Annotated in this window: 17 protein-coding genes and 2 tRNA genes; 7 read left to right on the top strand and 12 right to left on the bottom strand. The window is 66.0% G+C overall.

Annotation, left to right across the window (positions count from 1 at the left end; translation table 11 throughout):
- Positions 1-19 precede the first annotated feature (19 nt).
- Positions 20-781, top strand: a complete 762-nt coding sequence (locus KBY95_RS05195; protein WP_254963856.1) for a class I SAM-dependent methyltransferase — start codon at positions 20-22, stop codon at positions 779-781.
- On the opposite strand, the gene KBY95_RS05190 is transcribed toward KBY95_RS05195, so the two are convergent.
- The 7 genes from KBY95_RS05190 to KBY95_RS05160 all read right to left on the bottom strand — a co-directional run bounded on the left by KBY95_RS05190 (position 753) and on the right by KBY95_RS05160 (position 8559).
- A complete protein-coding gene (locus tag KBY95_RS05190; protein WP_254963855.1) occupies positions 753-2600 on the bottom strand; it encodes a V-type ATP synthase subunit A in 1848 nt (615 codons plus the stop codon). The genes KBY95_RS05195 and KBY95_RS05190 overlap by 29 nt on opposite strands.
- Positions 2597-3280 (bottom strand): DUF2764 domain-containing protein, encoded by a 684-nt coding sequence (locus KBY95_RS05185; protein ID WP_254963854.1) that lies wholly within the window; start codon positions 3278-3280, stop codon positions 2597-2599. The genes KBY95_RS05190 and KBY95_RS05185 overlap by 4 nt, the downstream gene beginning before the upstream one ends.
- Positions 3281-3287: 7 nt before the next feature.
- On the bottom strand, positions 3288-3989 hold the full coding sequence (locus KBY95_RS05180; protein WP_254963852.1) for a hypothetical protein: 702 nt from the start codon (positions 3987-3989) through the stop codon (positions 3288-3290).
- Positions 3990-4074: 85 nt separating this feature from the next.
- Complete coding sequence (locus KBY95_RS05175) at positions 4075-4527, bottom strand: ATP synthase subunit C (RefSeq protein ID WP_254963850.1); 453 nt, start codon at positions 4525-4527, stop codon at positions 4075-4077.
- Positions 4524-6332: a V-type ATP synthase subunit I gene (locus KBY95_RS05170; RefSeq protein ID WP_254963848.1), complete on the bottom strand. Its 1809-nt coding sequence runs from the start codon at positions 6330-6332 to the stop codon at positions 4524-4526. The genes KBY95_RS05175 and KBY95_RS05170 overlap by 4 nt, the downstream gene beginning before the upstream one ends.
- Complete coding sequence (locus tag KBY95_RS05165; RefSeq protein ID WP_254963847.1) at positions 6329-6931, bottom strand: V-type ATP synthase subunit D; 603 nt, start codon at positions 6929-6931, stop codon at positions 6329-6331. The genes KBY95_RS05170 and KBY95_RS05165 overlap by 4 nt, the downstream gene beginning before the upstream one ends.
- Before the next feature lie 5 nt (positions 6932-6936).
- Entirely contained in the window at positions 6937-8559 is a 1623-nt protein-coding gene (locus KBY95_RS05160) for a V-type ATP synthase subunit B (RefSeq protein ID WP_254963846.1), read from the bottom strand.
- 92 nt (positions 8560-8651) lie between these two features.
- On the opposite strand from KBY95_RS05160, the gene KBY95_RS05155 reads away from it, so the two are divergent.
- Positions 8652-9554: a polyphosphate kinase 2 family protein gene (locus tag KBY95_RS05155; protein WP_254963845.1), complete on the top strand. Its 903-nt coding sequence runs from the start codon at positions 8652-8654 to the stop codon at positions 9552-9554.
- A gap of 19 nt (positions 9555-9573) precedes the next feature.
- Here KBY95_RS05155 and trpC read toward each other — a convergent pair whose 3' ends face one another.
- The 5 genes from trpC to KBY95_RS05130 form a co-directional block, all read right to left on the bottom strand.
- Positions 9574-10458 (bottom strand): indole-3-glycerol phosphate synthase TrpC, encoded by an 885-nt coding sequence (gene trpC / locus KBY95_RS05150; protein WP_254963843.1) that lies wholly within the window; start codon positions 10456-10458, stop codon positions 9574-9576.
- Position 10459: 1 nt separating this feature from the next.
- Positions 10460-11947, bottom strand: a complete 1488-nt coding sequence (locus KBY95_RS05145; RefSeq protein WP_254963842.1) for a dihydrolipoyl dehydrogenase — start codon at positions 11945-11947, stop codon at positions 10460-10462.
- Positions 11948-11968: 21 nt separating this feature from the next.
- Complete coding sequence (locus tag KBY95_RS05140; protein ID WP_396094878.1) at positions 11969-12778, bottom strand: TrmH family RNA methyltransferase; 810 nt, start codon at positions 12776-12778, stop codon at positions 11969-11971.
- Positions 12779-12831: 53 nt separating this feature from the next.
- Positions 12832-13080: a hypothetical protein gene (locus KBY95_RS05135; protein WP_254963839.1), complete on the bottom strand. Its 249-nt coding sequence runs from the start codon at positions 13078-13080 to the stop codon at positions 12832-12834.
- 10 nt (positions 13081-13090) lie between these two features.
- Positions 13091-13174, bottom strand: a tRNA-Leu gene (locus tag KBY95_RS05130).
- A gap of 208 nt (positions 13175-13382) precedes the next feature.
- Between KBY95_RS05130 and murA the strand changes: the two genes are divergently transcribed.
- From murA to KBY95_RS05105, 5 genes are all read left to right on the top strand, one after another.
- Complete coding sequence (murA, locus tag KBY95_RS05125) at positions 13383-14690, top strand: UDP-N-acetylglucosamine 1-carboxyvinyltransferase (protein ID WP_254963837.1); 1308 nt, start codon at positions 13383-13385, stop codon at positions 14688-14690.
- A gap of 30 nt (positions 14691-14720) precedes the next feature.
- Positions 14721-14802 (top strand) — tRNA-Leu (locus tag KBY95_RS05120).
- Positions 14778-15992 (top strand): aspartate aminotransferase family protein, encoded by a 1215-nt coding sequence (locus KBY95_RS05115; RefSeq protein ID WP_254963835.1) that lies wholly within the window; start codon positions 14778-14780, stop codon positions 15990-15992. Before KBY95_RS05120 ends, KBY95_RS05115 begins: the two co-directional genes overlap by 25 nt.
- A gap of 11 nt (positions 15993-16003) precedes the next feature.
- Positions 16004-17305, top strand: a complete 1302-nt coding sequence (locus KBY95_RS05110; RefSeq protein WP_254963833.1) for a folylpolyglutamate synthase/dihydrofolate synthase family protein — start codon at positions 16004-16006, stop codon at positions 17303-17305.
- Entirely contained in the window at positions 17302-17853 is a 552-nt protein-coding gene (locus KBY95_RS05105; RefSeq protein WP_254963831.1) for a pentapeptide repeat-containing protein, read from the top strand. Before KBY95_RS05110 ends, KBY95_RS05105 begins: the two co-directional genes overlap by 4 nt.
- Positions 17854-17880 lie beyond the last annotated feature (27 nt).

Raw genomic sequence — 17880 nt, 5'->3', positions numbered from 1 at the left:
CCCCCATTCAGCCCCTGTAATGAGCGAAGCCTTCATCGATCACTTCGGCTCCGTTTCGGGGGCCTACGCCCACTTCCGTCCCACTTACCCGCCACCCCTGTTCGACTGGCTGGCCGCGGTGGCTCCCGCCCGGCAACGGGCCTGGGACTGCGCCACCGGTACGGGTCAGGCTGCCGTGGCCCTGGCCGCCCACTTCAGCGAGGTGGTGGCCTCCGACGCCAGCGCCGCCCAGCTCGAGGCCGCCAGCCCCCATCCCCGGGTGCACTACCGACTGGCGGCGGCGGAGGGCTCCGGTCTGGAGGCGGGCAGCATCGATCTGGTCACAGTGGCCCAGGCCCTGCATTGGTTCGATCGACCCCGCTTCTTCGCGGAAGTGGCGCGGGTGCTGCGCCCCGGAGGCGTTCTGGCCGTCTGGAGCTACGGCATCCCCCACCTGGACGGGGAGGCGACCGACGCCCTGCTGCAGCACTTCTACGGCGACATCGTCGGTCCCTACTGGCCTGCCGAGAAAGCCCAGGTGGAAACCGGCTACCGCGACCTGGTGCTGCCCTTCGCGGCCCTCCCGGCCCCGTCGTTCGCCATGGAAGCCGCCTGGAGCCTGGAGCAACTGCTCGGCTACGGCTCCAGCTGGTCGGCCAGCGCCCGCTATCGGGCCGCCCTGGGCAGCGACCCCATCGACTGGCTTCGTCCGGCCCTGGCCGCCGTCTGGGGGAAGGCGCAGACGCCACGGCGCCTTCACTGGCCACTGACGATCAAGGCGTCGCGACTGGGATCGCCCTAGGGGCTCCGGAGAGGGCCTGGATCTGCTGCAGATAGCTCTTGTAGGTGGGCGAACCGGAGGCGGCGTAGTTCAGGTTCCGGTACAGACCCGTGAGTTGGGTGTAATAGTCCCTGGCGGCCTTCTTGTCGGCGAAGGTGTGGTCACCGTGCAGCAGATCGAAGACCAGATCGAAGGAGGTCTTCTGCCGTTCCAGGGGGGTGGTGGAGTCGACGGCATCAAAGGCATCCTGCTGCAGATACACCATGTCCAGAAACAGAGCTTTCTGAAAAACGATGAAGTCCTCCATGCTGACGCCTTCCTCGCCGGTCACCTGAATCATCTGGCCAACCCGATCACCCTCCTTGAGCAGCCCATTCATCTGGGCGACGCGACCCACCCACTCCGGTGAAAGATGCTGGGAGAACCAACCCTCGAGCTGCTGGAAATAGCGCGTCCAGGAGAGCAGGATGTCGACGGCTGGATAGAAGCGCTTGTAAGCCCGCTCCGCACTCAGTCCGAGGAACGCCTTGACGGTGCCCAAGGTGCATTGGGTGACCGGCTCCTCGAAATTGCCCCCCGCCGGCGACACTGTCCCGATCATGGTGAGGCTGCCGACGGAGCCGTCGCTGGTGCGGATGATGCCGGCCCGCTCATAGACGCTCTTGATCGAGGAATCGAGATAAGCGGGAAACGCCTCTTCACCAGGAATCTCCTCCAGCCGACCGGAGGTTTCCCGCATCGCCTGGGCCCAGCGCGAGGTGGAGTCGGCAATCAGAAGCACGTTGTATCCCATCTGGCGGTAATACTCACCCAGGGTGAGACCGGTGTAGATGGAGGCCTCTCTGGCCGCCACCGGCATCGAGGAGGTGTTGCAGATGATGATGGTGCGATCCATCAGCGATCCACCAGTCTTCGGGTCAGAAAGCTTGGGGAATTCAGTGATGGTTTCGACCACTTCCCCCGCCCGCTCCCCGCAGGCCACCACCAGCACGATGTCCACATCGGAGTGGCGCGAGATCAGGTTCTGGAGCACGGTCTTGCCAGCGCCGAAAGGGCCCGGGATGCAGCCGGTACCACCACGGGCGATGGGCAGAAAGGTGTCGATGATCCGCTGGGTGGTGATCATCGGCTCCTGCGGATAAAGCCGTTCGCAGAGGTTTGATTCCAGCAGTGCCTGGGGGAGGGCGCGCCGCACCGGCCACTGCTGCGTCAGCGTGAGTGAGCGGGGGGCACCACTGCCATCCCGGATGCGGGCCACGGCGGTGTCGATCGTGAAACTTCCCTGCTGAATCCAGTCGAGGGTGGTCACCCCCTGCTGATCAAAGGGAACCATGATCTTGTGGGTGAAGCGACCCTCCTGAACGGTACCGATCACATCCCCGGCATGGAGGGTGTCACCGATCTTGGCCCTGGGCTGAAACGACCACTTCTTTTCCGTATCCAGGGGCGACACATCGGCACCACGGGGCAGAAACGTGCCATAGCCGGCGGCCAGCTGGGCCAGGGGGTTCTGCAGTCCGTCATAGACTTGACTCAGCAGGCCAGGGCCGAGGGTGACGGAGAGTTGCTCGCCCGTCTGCTCGACCGGATCGCCAATGCCGACACCCTTGGTGCTTTCAAAGACCTGGGCATCGGCCAGCCTCCCTCGCACACGCAACACTTCGGCTTTCAGCTTTTCCTGGCGATCTCCACTACGGCGCTGCAGACAGATGTAGATCACCTCATTCTTGAGCAGAGGCCGGGGCTTGCTCTCCGCCATCTGGATCGTGACGAGATCATCCTGCACAGCAACAACGCTGGCGGGATTGAACTCAGCCAGGGACTCAATGCTGCTGTTCATTGAGCTACACCCGAAAAGAGTTCTCTGTGATTGGCAAGGCCCGCATCGACGAGCTCTCGAAACCGAACGACAGCCGTCTCACCTTTGTAGCATGACCAACGGCTGACCAGACTCCAGCGCGCCAGATAAATGATCAGCGCCTCAAAATCGAACGCATGGCCGGCCCCAAGGCGGTTCAACATGGCCCAGACAACAGAAAACTGCAACTTCTCGAAGCCAATCAGGTCATCCTCCTCCAGCAGGTCGTGAGCCTGCCTGACCCAAGGAAAGATCACCTCAAGCTTGAATGTCGGTGCACTCCAGTTGCGCTCGATCAAGCCCACCCATTCACCGAATCCCCAGACCTCACCGGTGGGCGGCTGGGCTTCCCCCCGACGCCGGCGGCGAAACGCCGCCACGATCGTGCGCATGTCCAGGCGCTGCGTCACCAGACTCCGCAGCGTCGGATTGCGGTTGGCCGCCAAGAAGCGATGGGCCTCAACAATGAAGGCCGCATCGGTGCGCTCCAGTGGCTGGGACGGCCAGGCGATCAGGTTGGCGATCTGTTCGAGCGTATGCAGATCGGTGGCCTCCAGCAGACCCAATCGGCTTTCCAGCTTGAGTCTGGAAATCGGTGGCGTCGCGGCTTCCAACAGCGACCCGAGCGGCGGCAGGCTGGCCATCAGCACGACGTACTTCATGGGGCGCTCACTTCACCACCCCCTCCAGCAGAGCGCGGAACCGGGGTTGCAGGTGGGCCAGCAGGGATTGGGCGATCGCCGCATCCGTCAGGTCGAGCACCACATCACGGTCCACCAGCCGCAACTTCAACCCGGCCTGGGGTCCCTTCGAAACACCGAAGCTGACCCCCTGCCGCAGCAGGCCCCGGGCGGTGAGGCGCACGAAGCGGCTGAGGATGCCCTGCTCCAGCTCCTCCGGGTGCTGGCTGAGCTCGGCCAGGCCGGCCACCCGGCGTGGCAGCAGCACCTCAACCTGCTGTGACTGGTCGGCTTCCGGGCGGAGTGTGCCGACGATCTCCAGGATCATCCGCTCCAGAATTTCCTGCTTCTCCTGTTCTTCGCCAACGAGCTGGCGCACCTCACCGGTGAAGCGATCGCTGAGCTGGGCCTTCAGGGCCAGGTTGGCATCGCGGAAGGCCAGTTCCAGGGCCTGCTGCCCTGAGGTCTGGAGCGACTCGGCCTCCTTCCTGGCCCGATCGACGATCTGCCTGGCCTGAGCCTCAGCTTCGGCGAGCAGGGTCGCCGCCTTCGCCTGGGCCTGGTGCAGCAGGCCCTCGGCCTCGGCGCGTCCCTTCTCGACGCCCTGATCGCGCAGGCGCGCAATCAAGTCCTCCACGCCAGAGGCCACCGCCAGGGGAGTGTCGTGCCGGAGCTTCTTCGGGTTGGCCATGGGATCTGCCCGGCTGGGGAGGAACGACGGAAAAGAGATGGCGAAGGCAGGCGTCCAGAGACGCGGGGGTGCCCTTCAGGGAGCCCTACTTGGGAATCCCTCCGGCCGCCACCAAGGCAAACACGAAGGCAAACACGGCGAAGCCCTCAACGATCGCGGCCGGCGCCAGGGAAAGCCCGAAGATCTCGGGCTTGGCCTTGGAGCCGGAAATGGCGGAGGCGCAGCACAACCCCTGGTAGATCGCCGCCATCAGGAACGCCAGTCCCGAGAGCAGTCCGATGCCGAAGAGCCCGCCGGAATTCGCCGGGGTCACCGGTCGATTGAGGATGAACATCACGACAATGCCGTAGATCGACATCGACGACGGCAGCGCGGACAGGCCGACGAAACGTCCGTAGCCGCTGCTGACCTCCATCATGGCGCCGATCGCCGCCTGACCCGCCGTGGTGCAACCGATGGAGGCGCCGATGGCCGCCAAGGCCACCGGCGCATAGATGCCAATCCAGCCAAGGACCAAAATGGATGTGTCGTTGGTCACAATGCCGTCTCCTTTTTGCTGAAGGGTGCGAAGGGATAGCCTTCCTCGCTGAGGCTCCAGTTGAAAAACTCAATGAAGTTGAGCCGCAGGCCGTGGACAAATCCGCTGATGATGGCAAGCAACAGATTGATGCTATGACCCAGGATCAGGATCAGCAGCGAAATGACCACCGCAAGGGGGACATCGGAGCGGTAAATTTCGCCGGCCAACTGATTGAACGTCAGTGCCAAAGAGGCACTGGCCAATCCTAGGGCAAACAGACGCAGATAACTCATCACGTCTCCAAAAAGTTTGGAGAGTTCAGCCAGTGAGGCAAGCCCATCAAACAGTCGCAACAGCAGGGAACCAAGCGAATCGAGGCGACGCTCGCTGCTCAGCAGCAGGATGGTGAGCAGCCCGCCGCTACCCAGGCCAAGGCCCAGATCACGGCCTGCCGCGGTGCCCGCCCCGAGGTAGAGGCTGAGGCCCGCGAGAATGATGGCGATCCAGCCGATGGGCTTGGCGTGCTCGGCGAGCGTCACACCGCGCAACGCCACGATCCCATTGGCCAGGATCAGATGCAGGGCACCCACCACCAGTGAGACCTTCATCATCACAGTGAAATCGTCCAGATTCAGAACCTGAAGATGGGCCAGCACGGATCCACTCGGGGGGGGAGCTCCGAAATAACTCCCGGCCAGCACCCCGTAGAAAAGTGAGAACAGCAGACCGACCGCCGCCAGGACGCGAAACCGGCGTGAGGACGGCCTGGTTCCCATCCTTTTCCAGAACGTCGCCAGCAGCACCCCCAGCACCAGGGCATAGCCTGCATCCGCCAGGATCATGGCGAAAAAGATGGCGAAGGAAAAGAACACCACGACAGAAGGATCCCAGTCGCGATAACCCGGCGTCTCATAGAACGTCACCAGATCTGCACCGCCCGCCAGCACATCCGGATTCGTCATCAAGGTGGGAGGGGTGTCGTCGGAGGTCGGGCTTTCGGCCCACGAGGCCAGCCCCATGCGCTGGACAAAGGACGTGAGCTGGGGGAGGTCCTGGCGCGGCATCCAGCCCTGCACCTGAAAGACGCGGCCCCGATCAGCGGTTTTTTCGCTGGCCTGCCTGAGGGCCACCTGTTCATCGGCACGGATCAGGTGCTTCGAGAGCAGAAAGATCCAGCGGCTCAGGGCTTCGTGCTCCGCCTCGCAGTCATCAAGTTCGACATGGGCCTGGTCGAGCTCAGCCCTGAGGTCCTCCGGAGACTCGGAACCGACATGGGCACGCTGAACCGGCAGCAGGTTCTGGTCCGGTTCCTGCTCGGAGATCAGCACCACATAGGCATGCCTGGGGCTGGCATGGATCTGCTGCCACGGCAGTGCCAGCCCTGCAAGCGCCTGTTGGAAGGGCTCCAGCTTGGGATGGGCAACCCGGTAGAACCAAAGGCGCTGGCCACCCAGCTCCCCCAGTTCAGGCAGCCGGAAGTTCCCCCACGGGGCCAGTTCAGCAAGATGGTGGCGGAGGCTGAGGATTCTGTCCTCGGCAGCCCGCTTGCGTGAGCGGTTCGCCAGTGTCTTGGCCACCACGGCCTCGAGCTGGAAGGTGGGATCGACCTTCAACTGGTAGCGACGCTGGCGCACATCCATCAGATAGCGCAAAGCCTCGCGGGCCTCGACAGCCGGCTGGGGAGCGCTGAAATCAGCAGGGCCCTCCGCAGCTCCCAGGTCAATCAGATGCAGACACCCCAGGGCTTGCAGTCCTTCCAGCACGGCCTGCTTCTCCGCCGCAAGACCGAAGATCGAAACTTTGGCGAGCGCGATGATCGTCATGGCTCCTGGTGCTCCTTCTTGCGTTTGGCAATCTTGGAATTGACCACACCGGCCCGTTCCGCATCAGCCAGATAGATGGAGATTTTGCGAATGTTCTGTCTGGCTCTTGGAATCAGAACCTTGTCAAATAAGTTATAACGCTGCGTCACGATCCTCTCGGCCTGCTCCAGTGCATCCACGCGACGCCTGGCCACCTGGATCCGAATCGACTGCTCCATGGCCTGCTGGAGAACAACGACCAGGGCGTCGACCCAGAATGGCTTGGTGAGCACGCCATAGGGGATGACCCGGAAGGCGAGGCTCCGAAGCACCGGCAGCCGGGTGCCCATCAGATTCTCTTCGCCGATCTCCAGACTGGAAACGGCCACAAGATCCGTCAGATCGATCGATGTGTTGGCGACCATCGGCAACCTGGCCGCCACATCCGGCTCGATCGCCGCCGCCTTCTCCATGGCCTCGGCCAGCAGGCGGCGGGCCTTCTCCCGTTCGGCACCGATCTGGCGGCGCTTCATGTCCAGCGATGGCAGGACATCCTGAAAGGTCCGCAGCAGGGACTTCTCCTTCGTCAGGGAGGCCTTGGTGAGCGAGAGCCTGGCCATGGGAACTACGCGGAGGGAGGGCGAGGCGGCGTGTCGCCGGGGAAGTACTTATCGAGCAGCTCCTGCTTCATCAGCAACTCACTGGCCTGGAAGCACTCGGCCAGGGTTGTCCAGGCCAGATCCAGCGCATCCTCCAGGGAGATATCCACATTGATATCCATGAATCTGGCTTTGAACAGTCCGCCAAATTTGATCAGGCGCTGGTCGTAATCGGACAGTTCAAAGGCCATGGCCTGCTTCTGCTCCGCATCCCGCGCACCGGAATAGAGGCGGATGCAGGTGTTCATGATCTGGTTATGGTCCTCACGGGTGATCTTGCCGATCACGTTCTGTTTGAGGCGGGACAGGGAACCGAACGGATCAATGACTCCATCGTGCAGATAGAACTGCCCTTCCGTGATGTATCCCGTGTTATCAGGCACGGGATGGGTGATGTCGTCCCCTGGCATGGTGGTGACCGTGAGCAGCGTCACCGAGCCACCCTTGGCGTAATCAGCCGCCTTTTCATAGCGGCGGGCCAGCTGGGAATAGAGATCGCCTGGATAACCGCGGTTGGCAGGCACCTGGTCCATGGCGATGCTGATTTCCTTGAGGGCATCGGCAAACGAGGTCATGTCCGTGAGCAACACCAGCACCCGCTTGCCCTCTTCCACAGCAAACCGCTCGGCCACCGCCAAGGCCATGTCCGGAATCAGCAAGCGTTCCACGATCGGATCGGAGGCCAGGTTCACGAACATCACGGTGCGTGCGAAAACGCCGGCATCTTCAAAGGTCTTGCGAAACGCGTAGTAGTCGTCGAAGATCAGCCCCAGGCCCCCAAACACGACCACATCGGCATCGGCCTGAATCCCAATGCGGGCCAGGAAGGCATTGAAGGGCTCCCCCGAGACTGAAAAGATCGGGATCTTCTGGCTCTCCACCAGACAGTTGAACACGTCGATCATCGGCACGTTGGTGCGGATCATCTTGGAGGCCAGAATGCGGCACATCGGGTTGACGGAAGGCCCGCCGATCGGAACCTTCGGATCCTCCTCAAGGCCTGGACCGCCATCGATCGGCTCACCCGTGCCTCGAAACACCCGACCCAGAATGTTGGTGGAGTAGGTGGCCTCCATCGGGTGACCAAGAAAATGCACGGCAGAATCGGTGGCCACCCCCTTGGTGCCTCGAAACACCTGCAAAGACACGGAATCCTGCTTCAGGGCAATCACCTGCGCCAGCGAAGAGGTGCCATTGCGGTTCTGCACGACAGCCAGATCGTTGAACCGTGGTGCCGCCTCCCTCTGGCTGGCATCAGCGGGGACCTCGACCCGGAGGATATCGCCGACGATTTCGAGAATCTTCGAATAACTGACCAGGGACGCAGGCATGGGAAGAGCGATCAGAGGATCAGGACCGGTGCCGAAGGAATGCCAGAACCTGCTGAGGGAGGATCGTCGTGAAGCCGGATTGTTCTCCCCTGTCACTGTAGTCAAGGACAGAGGAAAGTCCATGTTCATAAGTTTTATGACATGTTGGTCCGTACCAGAGGGTGTGGCTAAAGTAGGCACAAGGCTTCGTCGAGCTAGATCTCTTTGTACGCGTTCGATTGGCGCTTCGACGCCCTCTGATCCTCGGCATTCAGCCAAGTCAGGTTGCCTCGTTTTACGAATGATGCTGATGGCCCCCGTCGCCGCAGCGGGCCGACCTATCAGTGGAAGATCTTCAAGGGGAAAGACGCGTGGACAAGAAGGACTTCCTGGAGCGGGCCAGAAGTTTCTCCAAACCTTTCCGGATTGAGGATGGAGACGGTTTTCAGCTGAAGGATTTTGATCCTGGCGACACACTGCATCTCGACAAAAAAGACAAGGACCGGGCCCAGGAAGCCTTGACGATGGGGGTGCAGATGCTGGCGGACTTCCAGGATCTGCTCTATGCCCAGGATCGCTATGCTCTGCTGTTGATCTTCCAGGCGATGGATGCGGCCGGCAAGGACGGCACCATCAAGCACGTGATGAGTGGCGTCAATCCCCAGGGATGCCAGGTGAGCTCCTTCAAGGCGCCCTCCTCAGTGGATCTGGACCATGATTTTCTCTGGCGATCCAACAATGCCCTGCCGGAAAGGGGGCGGATCGGCATCTTCAACCGCAGCTATTACGAGGAAACCTTGGTGGTTCGAGTCCATCCCGAGATGCTGACCAGGCAGACACTTCCGCCCGATCGCATCACGAAGGACATCTGGAAAGAGCGCTTTCGCGACATCAGAAATTACGAAGAGTACCTGAGCAACAATGGAATCATCGTCCGAAAGTTCTTTCTGAACGTCTCCAAGAAGGAGCAGCGCAAGCGTTTTCTCGCACGCCTCGACCGTCCGGAAAAGAACTGGAAGTTTTCCGCCAACGACATCAAGGAACGGGCTTTCTGGGAGGACTACATGGACGCTTACACCGAAACCATCCGGCACACCTCCAGCCGTCATGCCCCCTGGTATGTGGTGCCGGCTGACAACAAGTGGTTCACCCGTATGGCCGTGGCGGCCGCCATCATCGAAACCCTCGATTCCCTGCACCTCCATTACCCAGAAGTGAGCCCGGACGCCCGCACCCAGCTCGATGCCGCCAGGGCCCTGCTGGAGAAGGAGTGATCCCTGCTGCGCGCCTGGCTCAGCCCCCGATCAGAGTCTCCAGGGCCGCCGTCACGTTCTCCTGCCGCATCAGGGCCTCTCCCACCAGCACCGCATCGGCACCGGCACCGACGGCCCGGTCGAGGTCGGCGCGGCTGAACAGGCCCGATTCGCTCACCAGCAGGGCACCACAGGCACGCACCTGCTCGCCGAAGCGTTCCATGAGTTGTTCGGTGGTGGCCAGATCCACCGTGAAGCTGGCCAGATCGCGGTTGTTGATGCCGATCAGGTTGACGCCCTCCAGCTGCAGCACCCGCTCCATCTCTGTGGCGTCGTGCACCTCCACCAGCACCGCCAGCCCCAGGCCCCTGGCCACCTTGAGCAGGTAGGCCAGATCCTGGTCGGTGAGAATCGCCGCGATCAACAGGGCCGCGTCGGCCCCGGCGGCCCGGGCCTGGAACAGCTGGTAGGGGCTGAGGATGAAGTCCTTGCAGAGCAGGGGCAGCGCCACCGCGTCGCGCACGGCCACCAGGACATCGAAGCCCCCCTGGAAGAAGCGCTTGTCGGTCAGCACCGACAGGCAGCTGGCGCCACCGTCCCGGTAGCCCCTGGCGATGGCGACGGGGTCGAAATCCTCCCGGATCACCCCCTTGCTGGGGCTGGCCTTCTTGATCTCAGCGATCACTGCCGGTTTGCGGCAGCTGGCCCGCAGGGCTGCGCAGAAATCCAGGCTGGGGGGCAGTTCCGCGATCTGTTGCTTCAGCGTGTCCAGGCTGACCCGCTCGCGAGCCGCTGTCACCTCCCTGTCCTTTTCCCAGACGATCTCCTCAAGAATGTGGCGGGGGCTCTGCTCAGGATGGGGGGTGCCGAATTCCAGGTGGGCCACCCGGACCGAAGGGTTGGGGGGCCGGCGTCGGATCTCCATCTCAGGCACCCACCGCCGTGGCCAGGCTGGCGGCGGCCTGTTTGTAGGCCACTTCCACCACCTCGCTGAGGGTGGGATGGGTGTGCACCTCGCTGGCCAGCTGCCGCACCCCCTGGCGCCGGGCCACCGCGTTGGCGATCTCCTGGATCAGGTCGGCCGCATGCAGGCCATAGATGTGCGCCCCCAGCACTTCGCCGGTGTCCTTGCGGTACAGGAGCTTCAGCAGCCCATCGCTTTCCAGTTCAGCCAGGGCCTTGGAGTTGGCCTTGAAATAGCTGCGCACGCTGCCCAGGGCAAAGCCTTCGGCCTCCGCCAGCTCCTTGGCGTCCGCTTCCGAGAGCCCCACCGAACTGATCTCCGGATGGGTGAAGGTGGCCGCGGGGATCGAGCGGTAGTCGATGCGGCGGGCGTGGCCGAGGATGTTCTCGATCGCCACCGTGCCCTGGGCGGCAGCGGTGTGGGCCAGCATCATTTTTCCGGTCACGTCGCCGACGGCCCACAGGTGGGGCACCGGCTCACCGCCGGAGAGCACCCGCAGGCCGTCGTCCACGGGGATGAAGCCCCGGTTGGTCTCCACGCCGACGCTGGCCAGGTTGAGATCCTTGCTCACCGGCACCCGGCCGGTGGCCACCAGCACCGCATCCACCTCCAGAGTTTCCACCGGCTCGCGGCTGGCCATGTCCACCAGCTCGATTTTCACCGGGCAGCCGGGGGTGATCCGGCTGGCGAGCACGCCGGAGCGGGCGTCGATGTCGCGGCCATCGATCAGATGGCGGGCGGCGATCTTGGCGATGTCCGGATCAAAGGTGGGCATCACCCGATCGAGGGCCTCGATCATGGTGACTTCGCAGCCGAGGGCCGTGTAGACGTCGGCGAACTCCAGGCCGATGTAGCCGCTGCCGATGATCGTGATCCAGCGGGGCAGCCACTCCAGGTTGATGGCCTCGTCACTGGTGAACACGGTGCGGCCGTCGGTCTCGATGCCGGGCGGCACGAAGGGATCGGAGCCGGTGGCGATGATCACCTCGCGGGCCGCATAGACGCGTTCCACGCCGCTGGCCTCGCGCACCGCCACCCGCTGGGGCCCGTCGAGGCGTCCCTTGCCCCGCAGAATCGTGGTGCCGGAGCGTTCCAGCGTCTTGGTGAGATTGGTGCGGATCGTGGCCACCAGCTGGGCGGCGTGGTCGGCGATCTTCTGGCGCTCGAAGCGCACCGGCGCCGCATGGATGCCGAAGCCCTTGAGGTGCTCGGCGTCGCCCAGTTCCCGCACCCGGCCACTGGCCGCCAGCAGGGCCTTGGAAGGCACACAGCCCCGGTTGACACAGGTGCCGCCCATGTCGCGGGATTCCACGATCGCCACCTTCAGTCCGTGGTCGGCCCCATGTTTGGCAGCATCGAAACCGCCATAACCGGCACCGATCACGATCACGTCGAAATCGAAGCCGGAGGGGGGAGTGGCGGGTGCTGCGGTCACCGGACGGGGCTGCATGGGTAGCGGCATTCTCCCCTGTCAGGGCGCGGGCCGCCCGTGGGCCTGGCGGGTCCGCTCCAGCAGCAGCAGGGCGGCCGCGGCCGCCACATTGAGCGAATCCACGGCGCGGCTGTGGGGGACCGTCACCCACTGGTCGGCCAGCCGGGCCAGCTCAGGCGCCAGCCCGGCCCCCTCGTTCCCGAGCAGCAGGGCCGTGGGCCGGCACCAGTCCAGCTCCCAGTAGGCCTGCACCGCCCCCGCCTCCCCGGGCACCATCGCCGCCACCAACTGCACGCCGCGGGACTGCGCTTCGACCAGCCGGGCCTCCAGGTCAGGGGCTGGCATCCGCTCGATCGGCAGGGCCAGGGCCGCGCCGCTGGAGGCCCGCAGCACCTTCGGCTGCAGCGCATCGGCCCCCTCCCCCAGCCACACCCGCTCCACCCCCGCCGCCAGCGCCGTGCGCAGCAGGGTACCCAGGTTGCCCGGATCCTGGATCCGGTCCAGGGCGAGCACGAAGCCCGGCGCCGAGGCGCCCGCTGCGGGGGCAGGCAGCTGGGCCATCGCCAGGGTCAGCAGCACCCCGTCGGGGTGGCCGGTGGTGGCGGCGGCGGCCAGGACCTCGGGGCTGGCGGTCCGGAGCCGGCCAGCGTCCGGCAGCCGCGCCAACAGGGCGCCATGGCGTTCCTGCCAGTCGGGTGTGGCCAGCACCAGGTCGGGTCGCAGGCCAAGCCCGAGGGCTTCCTGGAGCAGGTGGGTTCCCTCCAGGAGCAGGAGGCCCTGCTCCAGCCGCCCACTGGAGCGGTGCAGACGCCGCACCGCCTGGATGAGGGGATTGCGGACACTGCGAATCGGATCGCCGCCAGGGTGCGGGCCGTTGAGGTCAGGGGAGGGGCCCGTCGGCGTCAGATCGTCTTGCGGCGCCGGAGCTTGAGGTGGTCGTGGATGACCAGGTCGTCGTCGTTGAGATCGAGACCCTTGAAGGCCGCCACCTCGCCGCGGATGCCCTCGGCCTTGAGGTTGGCGACCAGGCGGTCGATCACGATGTCCTCCACCTTGGTCTGGTCGTAGCCGTCCGGAGTGAGTCGCTCCAGAAATTTGCCGATGTTCGCTGCGACGACATCGGAGGCGTTGGTGATCTTAAGGACAATCATGGAGTGATCATGCGGATGGGGAGACTTGAACTCCCACGACATTGCTGCCACTAGTACCTGAAACTAGCGCGTCTACCAATTCCGCCACATCCGCGGGCGTCAGCCGCCACGGAAACCGCGGCGCTCCAGGGAGCATAAATCATCACCGGTGGGGGACACCCCATCCGACCGTCCAGCCGCAGCCCGGGAGGAACACCGCCTGAGAGGCTTCGGAAAACAAGACAGTTTGAGCGGCGACCCCCTAGACGACGGGATCAATCGTTGTCAAGATGCCCCAGAAATTGATACCAGGACTCCTGTCCATGACCGTATCCCCCATGCCTGTCAAGGCCATCGCCGGCACCAGGCTGGAGATCAGTGGTGGACGGCGACTGGATGGCGAACTGAGGGTCAGCGGCGCCAAGAATTCGGCCCTGGTGCTGATGGCCGCCTGCCTGCTCACCGAAGACGGGCTGCGGCTCAGCAATGTCCCCCCCCTCACCGACATCACGGCGATGGGGGAGATCCTTGCCGCCCTGGGGGTGCGGGTGCAGCGGGGGGGCGACGCGATCGTGCTGCACGGTGACCACATCACCACCGCCGCCCCGCCCTATGAGCTGGTCAACAGCCTGCGGGCCAGCTTCTTCTGCATCGGCCCCCTGCTGGCCCGCATGGGCATGGCCCAGGTGCCCCTGCCCGGTGGTTGCCAGATCGGCACCCGGCCCGTGGTGGAGCACGTCAAGGGACTGAAGGCCCTCGGTGCCCAGGTCACCATCGAGCACGGTGTGGTCACCGCCGTGGTGCCCGGCCGCCAGCGCCGTCTCACCGGCGGCCACATCCACCTCGATTGCCCCAGCGTCGGCGCCACCGAAACCCTGATGATGGCGGCGGCCCTCGCCGACGGCGAGACGGTGATCGACAACGCCGCCCAGGAGCCGGAGGTGATCGATCTGGCCCGCCTGCTGCTGGCCATGGGGGCCAAAGTGCGCGGCGCCGGCACCCCCACCATCACCATCGTCGGCGTCGAGCGGCTGCATGGGGCCGACTACGCCGTCATCCCCGACCGCATCGAGGCGGGCACGTTCCTGCTGGCCGGCGCCATCACCCGCTCCCGGCTGCGGGTCTTCCCTGCCCTGCCCGAGCACCTCGGTGCCGTGATCACCAAACTCGAGGAGGCCGGCTGCCACATCGAAGCCGACGGCCAGGGCCTGATCCTCACCGCCGGCAAGGTGCGGGCGGTGGATCTGCGCACCCAACCCTTCCCCGGCTTCCCCACCGACCTGCAGGCCCCGTTCATGGCCCTGCTGGCCACCGCCGAGGGCACCAGCATGGTGGTGGAGAACATCTTCGAGAACCGTCTCCAGCACGTGGCCGAACTGCAGCGCATGGGGGCGTCGATCCGCATGCAGGGCAACACCGCCTGCGTCGAGGGGGTGGCCCGCCTCAGCGGCGCCCCGGTGCATGGCACCGACCTGCGCGCCTCCGCCGCCATGGTGCTGGCGGGCCTCGCCGCCGACGGCATCACCACCGTGCGGGGCCTGGAATACCTCGACCGGGGCTACGCCGATCTGGAGGGCAAACTCAACGCCGCCGGCGCTTCGATCCGCAGGCTGCCCTCTGTCTCTGCCTAGCCAGCGGTCGCGACCTAGAGTCCTCCCTTCGGGAGCGTGCCGGAATTGGTAGACGGACTCGACTCAAAATCGAGCGCCTTCGGGCATGTGGGTTCGAGTCCCACCGCTCCCATCGAACCGGTGATGGACACCTACGCCCGTTACCCCCTGGAGCTGAAGCGGGGTCGTGGGGTCTGGGTGTGGGATCAGCAGGGCCGGCGCTACCTCGACATGGTGGCCGGCATCGCCGTCTGCACCCTGGGCCACAGTGATCCGGTGCTGCAGCGGCGGCTCTGCCGGCAGCTGGGCCGGCTCCAGCACGTCTCCAACCTCTACCGGATCCCGGAGCAGGAGGCGCTGGCCGCGGCGATCGCCGCCCGCAGCTGCACCGACCGGGTCTTCTTCTGCAATTCCGGCGCCGAAGCCAACGAGGCCGCCATCAAGCTGGCCCGCAAGCATGGCCATCTGGTGCGCGGCATCGCCGAGCCCCTGATCCTCACCGCCCAGGCCAGCTTCCACGGCCGCACCCTGGCGGCGGTGACCGCCACGGGCCAGCCCAAGTACCACCAGGGCTTCGAGCCCATGGTTGCGGGCTTCCGCTACTTCCCCTACAACGACATCACCGGCTTCGAAGCGCTGCTGGCCGCCTGTGAAGCCGAGGGTCCCCGGGTGGCAGCGGTGCTGCTCGAACCCCTCCAGGGGGAGGGCGGGGTCAACCCCGGCGATCCGGCCTTCTTCCGGCGGGTGCGCGAGCTCTGCGACGCCCACCAGATTCTGCTGATCTTCGACGAGGTGCAGATCGGCGTTGGCCGCAGCGGCCGCTGGTGGGGCTACGAACAGCTGGGGGTGGAGCCTGACGCCCTGACCATGGCCAAGGGCCTGGGCGGCGGCATCCCCATCGGCGCCCTGGCGGTGAAGGCCGCGGTCGACCACTTCCGCCCCGGCGACCACGCCAGCACCTTCGGCGGCAACCCCTTCGCCTGCCGCGCCGGCCTCACGGTGATCGAGGAAATCGAACGCCGCGGCCTGCTGGAGAAGGTGAGCGCCAACGGTGCCTTGCTGCAGTCGTTGCTCCAGGAGCTGGTGGCTCGCCATCCCGATACCCTGGCCGGCGAGCGCGGCTGGGGTCTGCTGCGGGGCCTGGTGCTGCGCGAGGGCGGGGTCACGGCCCCGGAGATCGTCAAGGCGGCCATGGCGGAAGGCCTGCTGCTGGTGCCGGCAGGGCCCGGGGTGGTCCGGTTCGTGCCGCCGCTGGTGATCAAGCCCCGCCAGCTGCGCAAGGCGGTGAAGCGCCTGGAGAAGGCTCTCCACCGCCTGGCCTGATCCGTCCGTCCGTGCCGTCCCCGCTGCCCCCCCCGGTCGACCTGGGCGACCTGCTCGAACCCTTCGCCCGCCGCGGTGTCGACCTGGGCCTGGAGCGGCTGGGCCGCGCCCTGGCTGCCGGGGGACACCCGGAACAGCGCTACGCCGCGGCCCAGGTGGCCGGCACCAACGGCAAGGGCTCGATCTGCACCTTTCTGCACGCCATCCTGCGGGCCGCCCAGGTGCATGTGGGCACCTACCGCTCCCCCCATCTGGTGAGCTGGTGCGAACGGATCGCGATCGATGACGCCTGGATCCCTGCCGCCACCCTGCGCAACGACCTGGCCCGCTGGCAGCCCCTCGGCCGCCGCCACAGGCTCACCCCCTTCGAACTGATCACGGCCGCGGCCTTCGACCGCTTCGCCCGTGAGCGGGTGGAGCTGGCGGTGCTGGAGGTGGGGCTGGGGGGCCGCCTTGATGCCACCACCCTGCATCCGCACCGACCGGTGATCGGCTTCGGGGCCATCGGCCTCGACCATCGCGAGCACCTGGGCGACACCCTGGCGGCGATCGCCGCCGAAAAAGCCGCCGTGATGGGGCCGGGCTGCCGGGCCTTCAGCGCCGCCCAGGAGCCGGAGGCCCGCCGGGTGCTGGAGGCCGAAGCGCTGCGTTGCGGCGCCAGCCTGGAGTGGCTGGATCCCCTCCCCGCCCCGGCCGATGGCGGCCCGGCGCTGGGTCTGGCCGGGGAGCTGCAGCGCCACAACGGGGCCGTGGCGGTGGCCATGGCCCGGGCCCTGACGGCCCCGGACGGTCCGCTGGCCGGCAGGCCCCTCGACGACGGGATGATCCGCACCGGCCTGGCGGCGGCCCGCTGGGCCGGACGGCTGGAGAGGCACCGCTGGCGGGGCCGCGAGTTGCTGATCGATGGCGCCCACAACCCCCCGGCGGCGGCGGCCCTGCGCCGGGAACTCGACCGGCTCGATGGCGGGCCGCGCCGCTGGCTACTGGGCATCCAACGTCACAAGGAGGGGGCGGCAATGCTGGAGCTGCTGTTGCGCCCTGGTGATCAGGCGGTGCTGGTGGCGGTGCCGGAGCATGCCAGCTGGACGCGGCAGGAGCTGGCCGCCACCTGTCCCGGCCTCGCCGACCAGCTCGAGGAGGCCGGCAGCCTGGCCGCCGGGCTGGACAGCCTGCTGGCCCCCGGCCCGGTGCCGGTGGTGGCGGGCTCCCTGTTCCTGCTGGGCGCTGTCCTTCCGCTGCTCAACAAGCCCCAGGCTGACGAAGCCCCGGCGCTGGGCCAGCCTGGGGAGGTCCCCGGCAGCCACGGTCCATGACGACGGCCTTCCGATCCGATGCCCCCCGGCCCGCGGGCAGCCCCAGGCGGCGGCTTGGCAACGCGCTCCGGGGGGGACTCCTGCCACTCCTGCTGGTCCTGCTGCTGCTGGCCCCCCCCAGCGCCCGGGCTGACAACCAGGATCGGGTCGATTACACCCTCACCAACCAGAGCGGCAAGGACTTCAGTGGCCAGCAGCTGGCCGGCAGCTCCTTCGCTGGGGCCACGGCCCGCCAGGCCAGCTTCAGGGGGGCCGATCTGCACGGGGCGATCCTCACCCAGGCGGCCTTTCCTGAGGCCGACTTCCGCGGCGCCGATCTCAGCGACGCCCTGATGGACAAGGTGGACATGAGCGGCACCGACCTCACCGGCGCCGTGCTGCGGGGAGCGATCGCCTCCGGCAGCAACTTCACCGGCGCCACGGTCATCGATGCCGACTTCACCGACGCCCTGCTCGACCGGGTGGACCAGCGCCTCCTCTGCCGCGACGCCCGCGGCACCAACCCGGTGACCGGCACCGACACCCGGCTCAGCCTGGATTGCGGCTGAGGCGGGGCGAAGGCGCTGCTGGTTAGG

The sequence above is a fragment of the Cyanobium sp. Aljojuca 7A6 genome, from assembly GCF_024346455.1.
GTDB lineage: Bacteria > Cyanobacteriota > Cyanobacteriia > PCC-6307 > Cyanobiaceae > Cyanobium.
The sequence above is the reverse complement of the archived record's forward strand: the minus strand, read 5'-3'. Positions and strand labels throughout refer to the sequence as shown.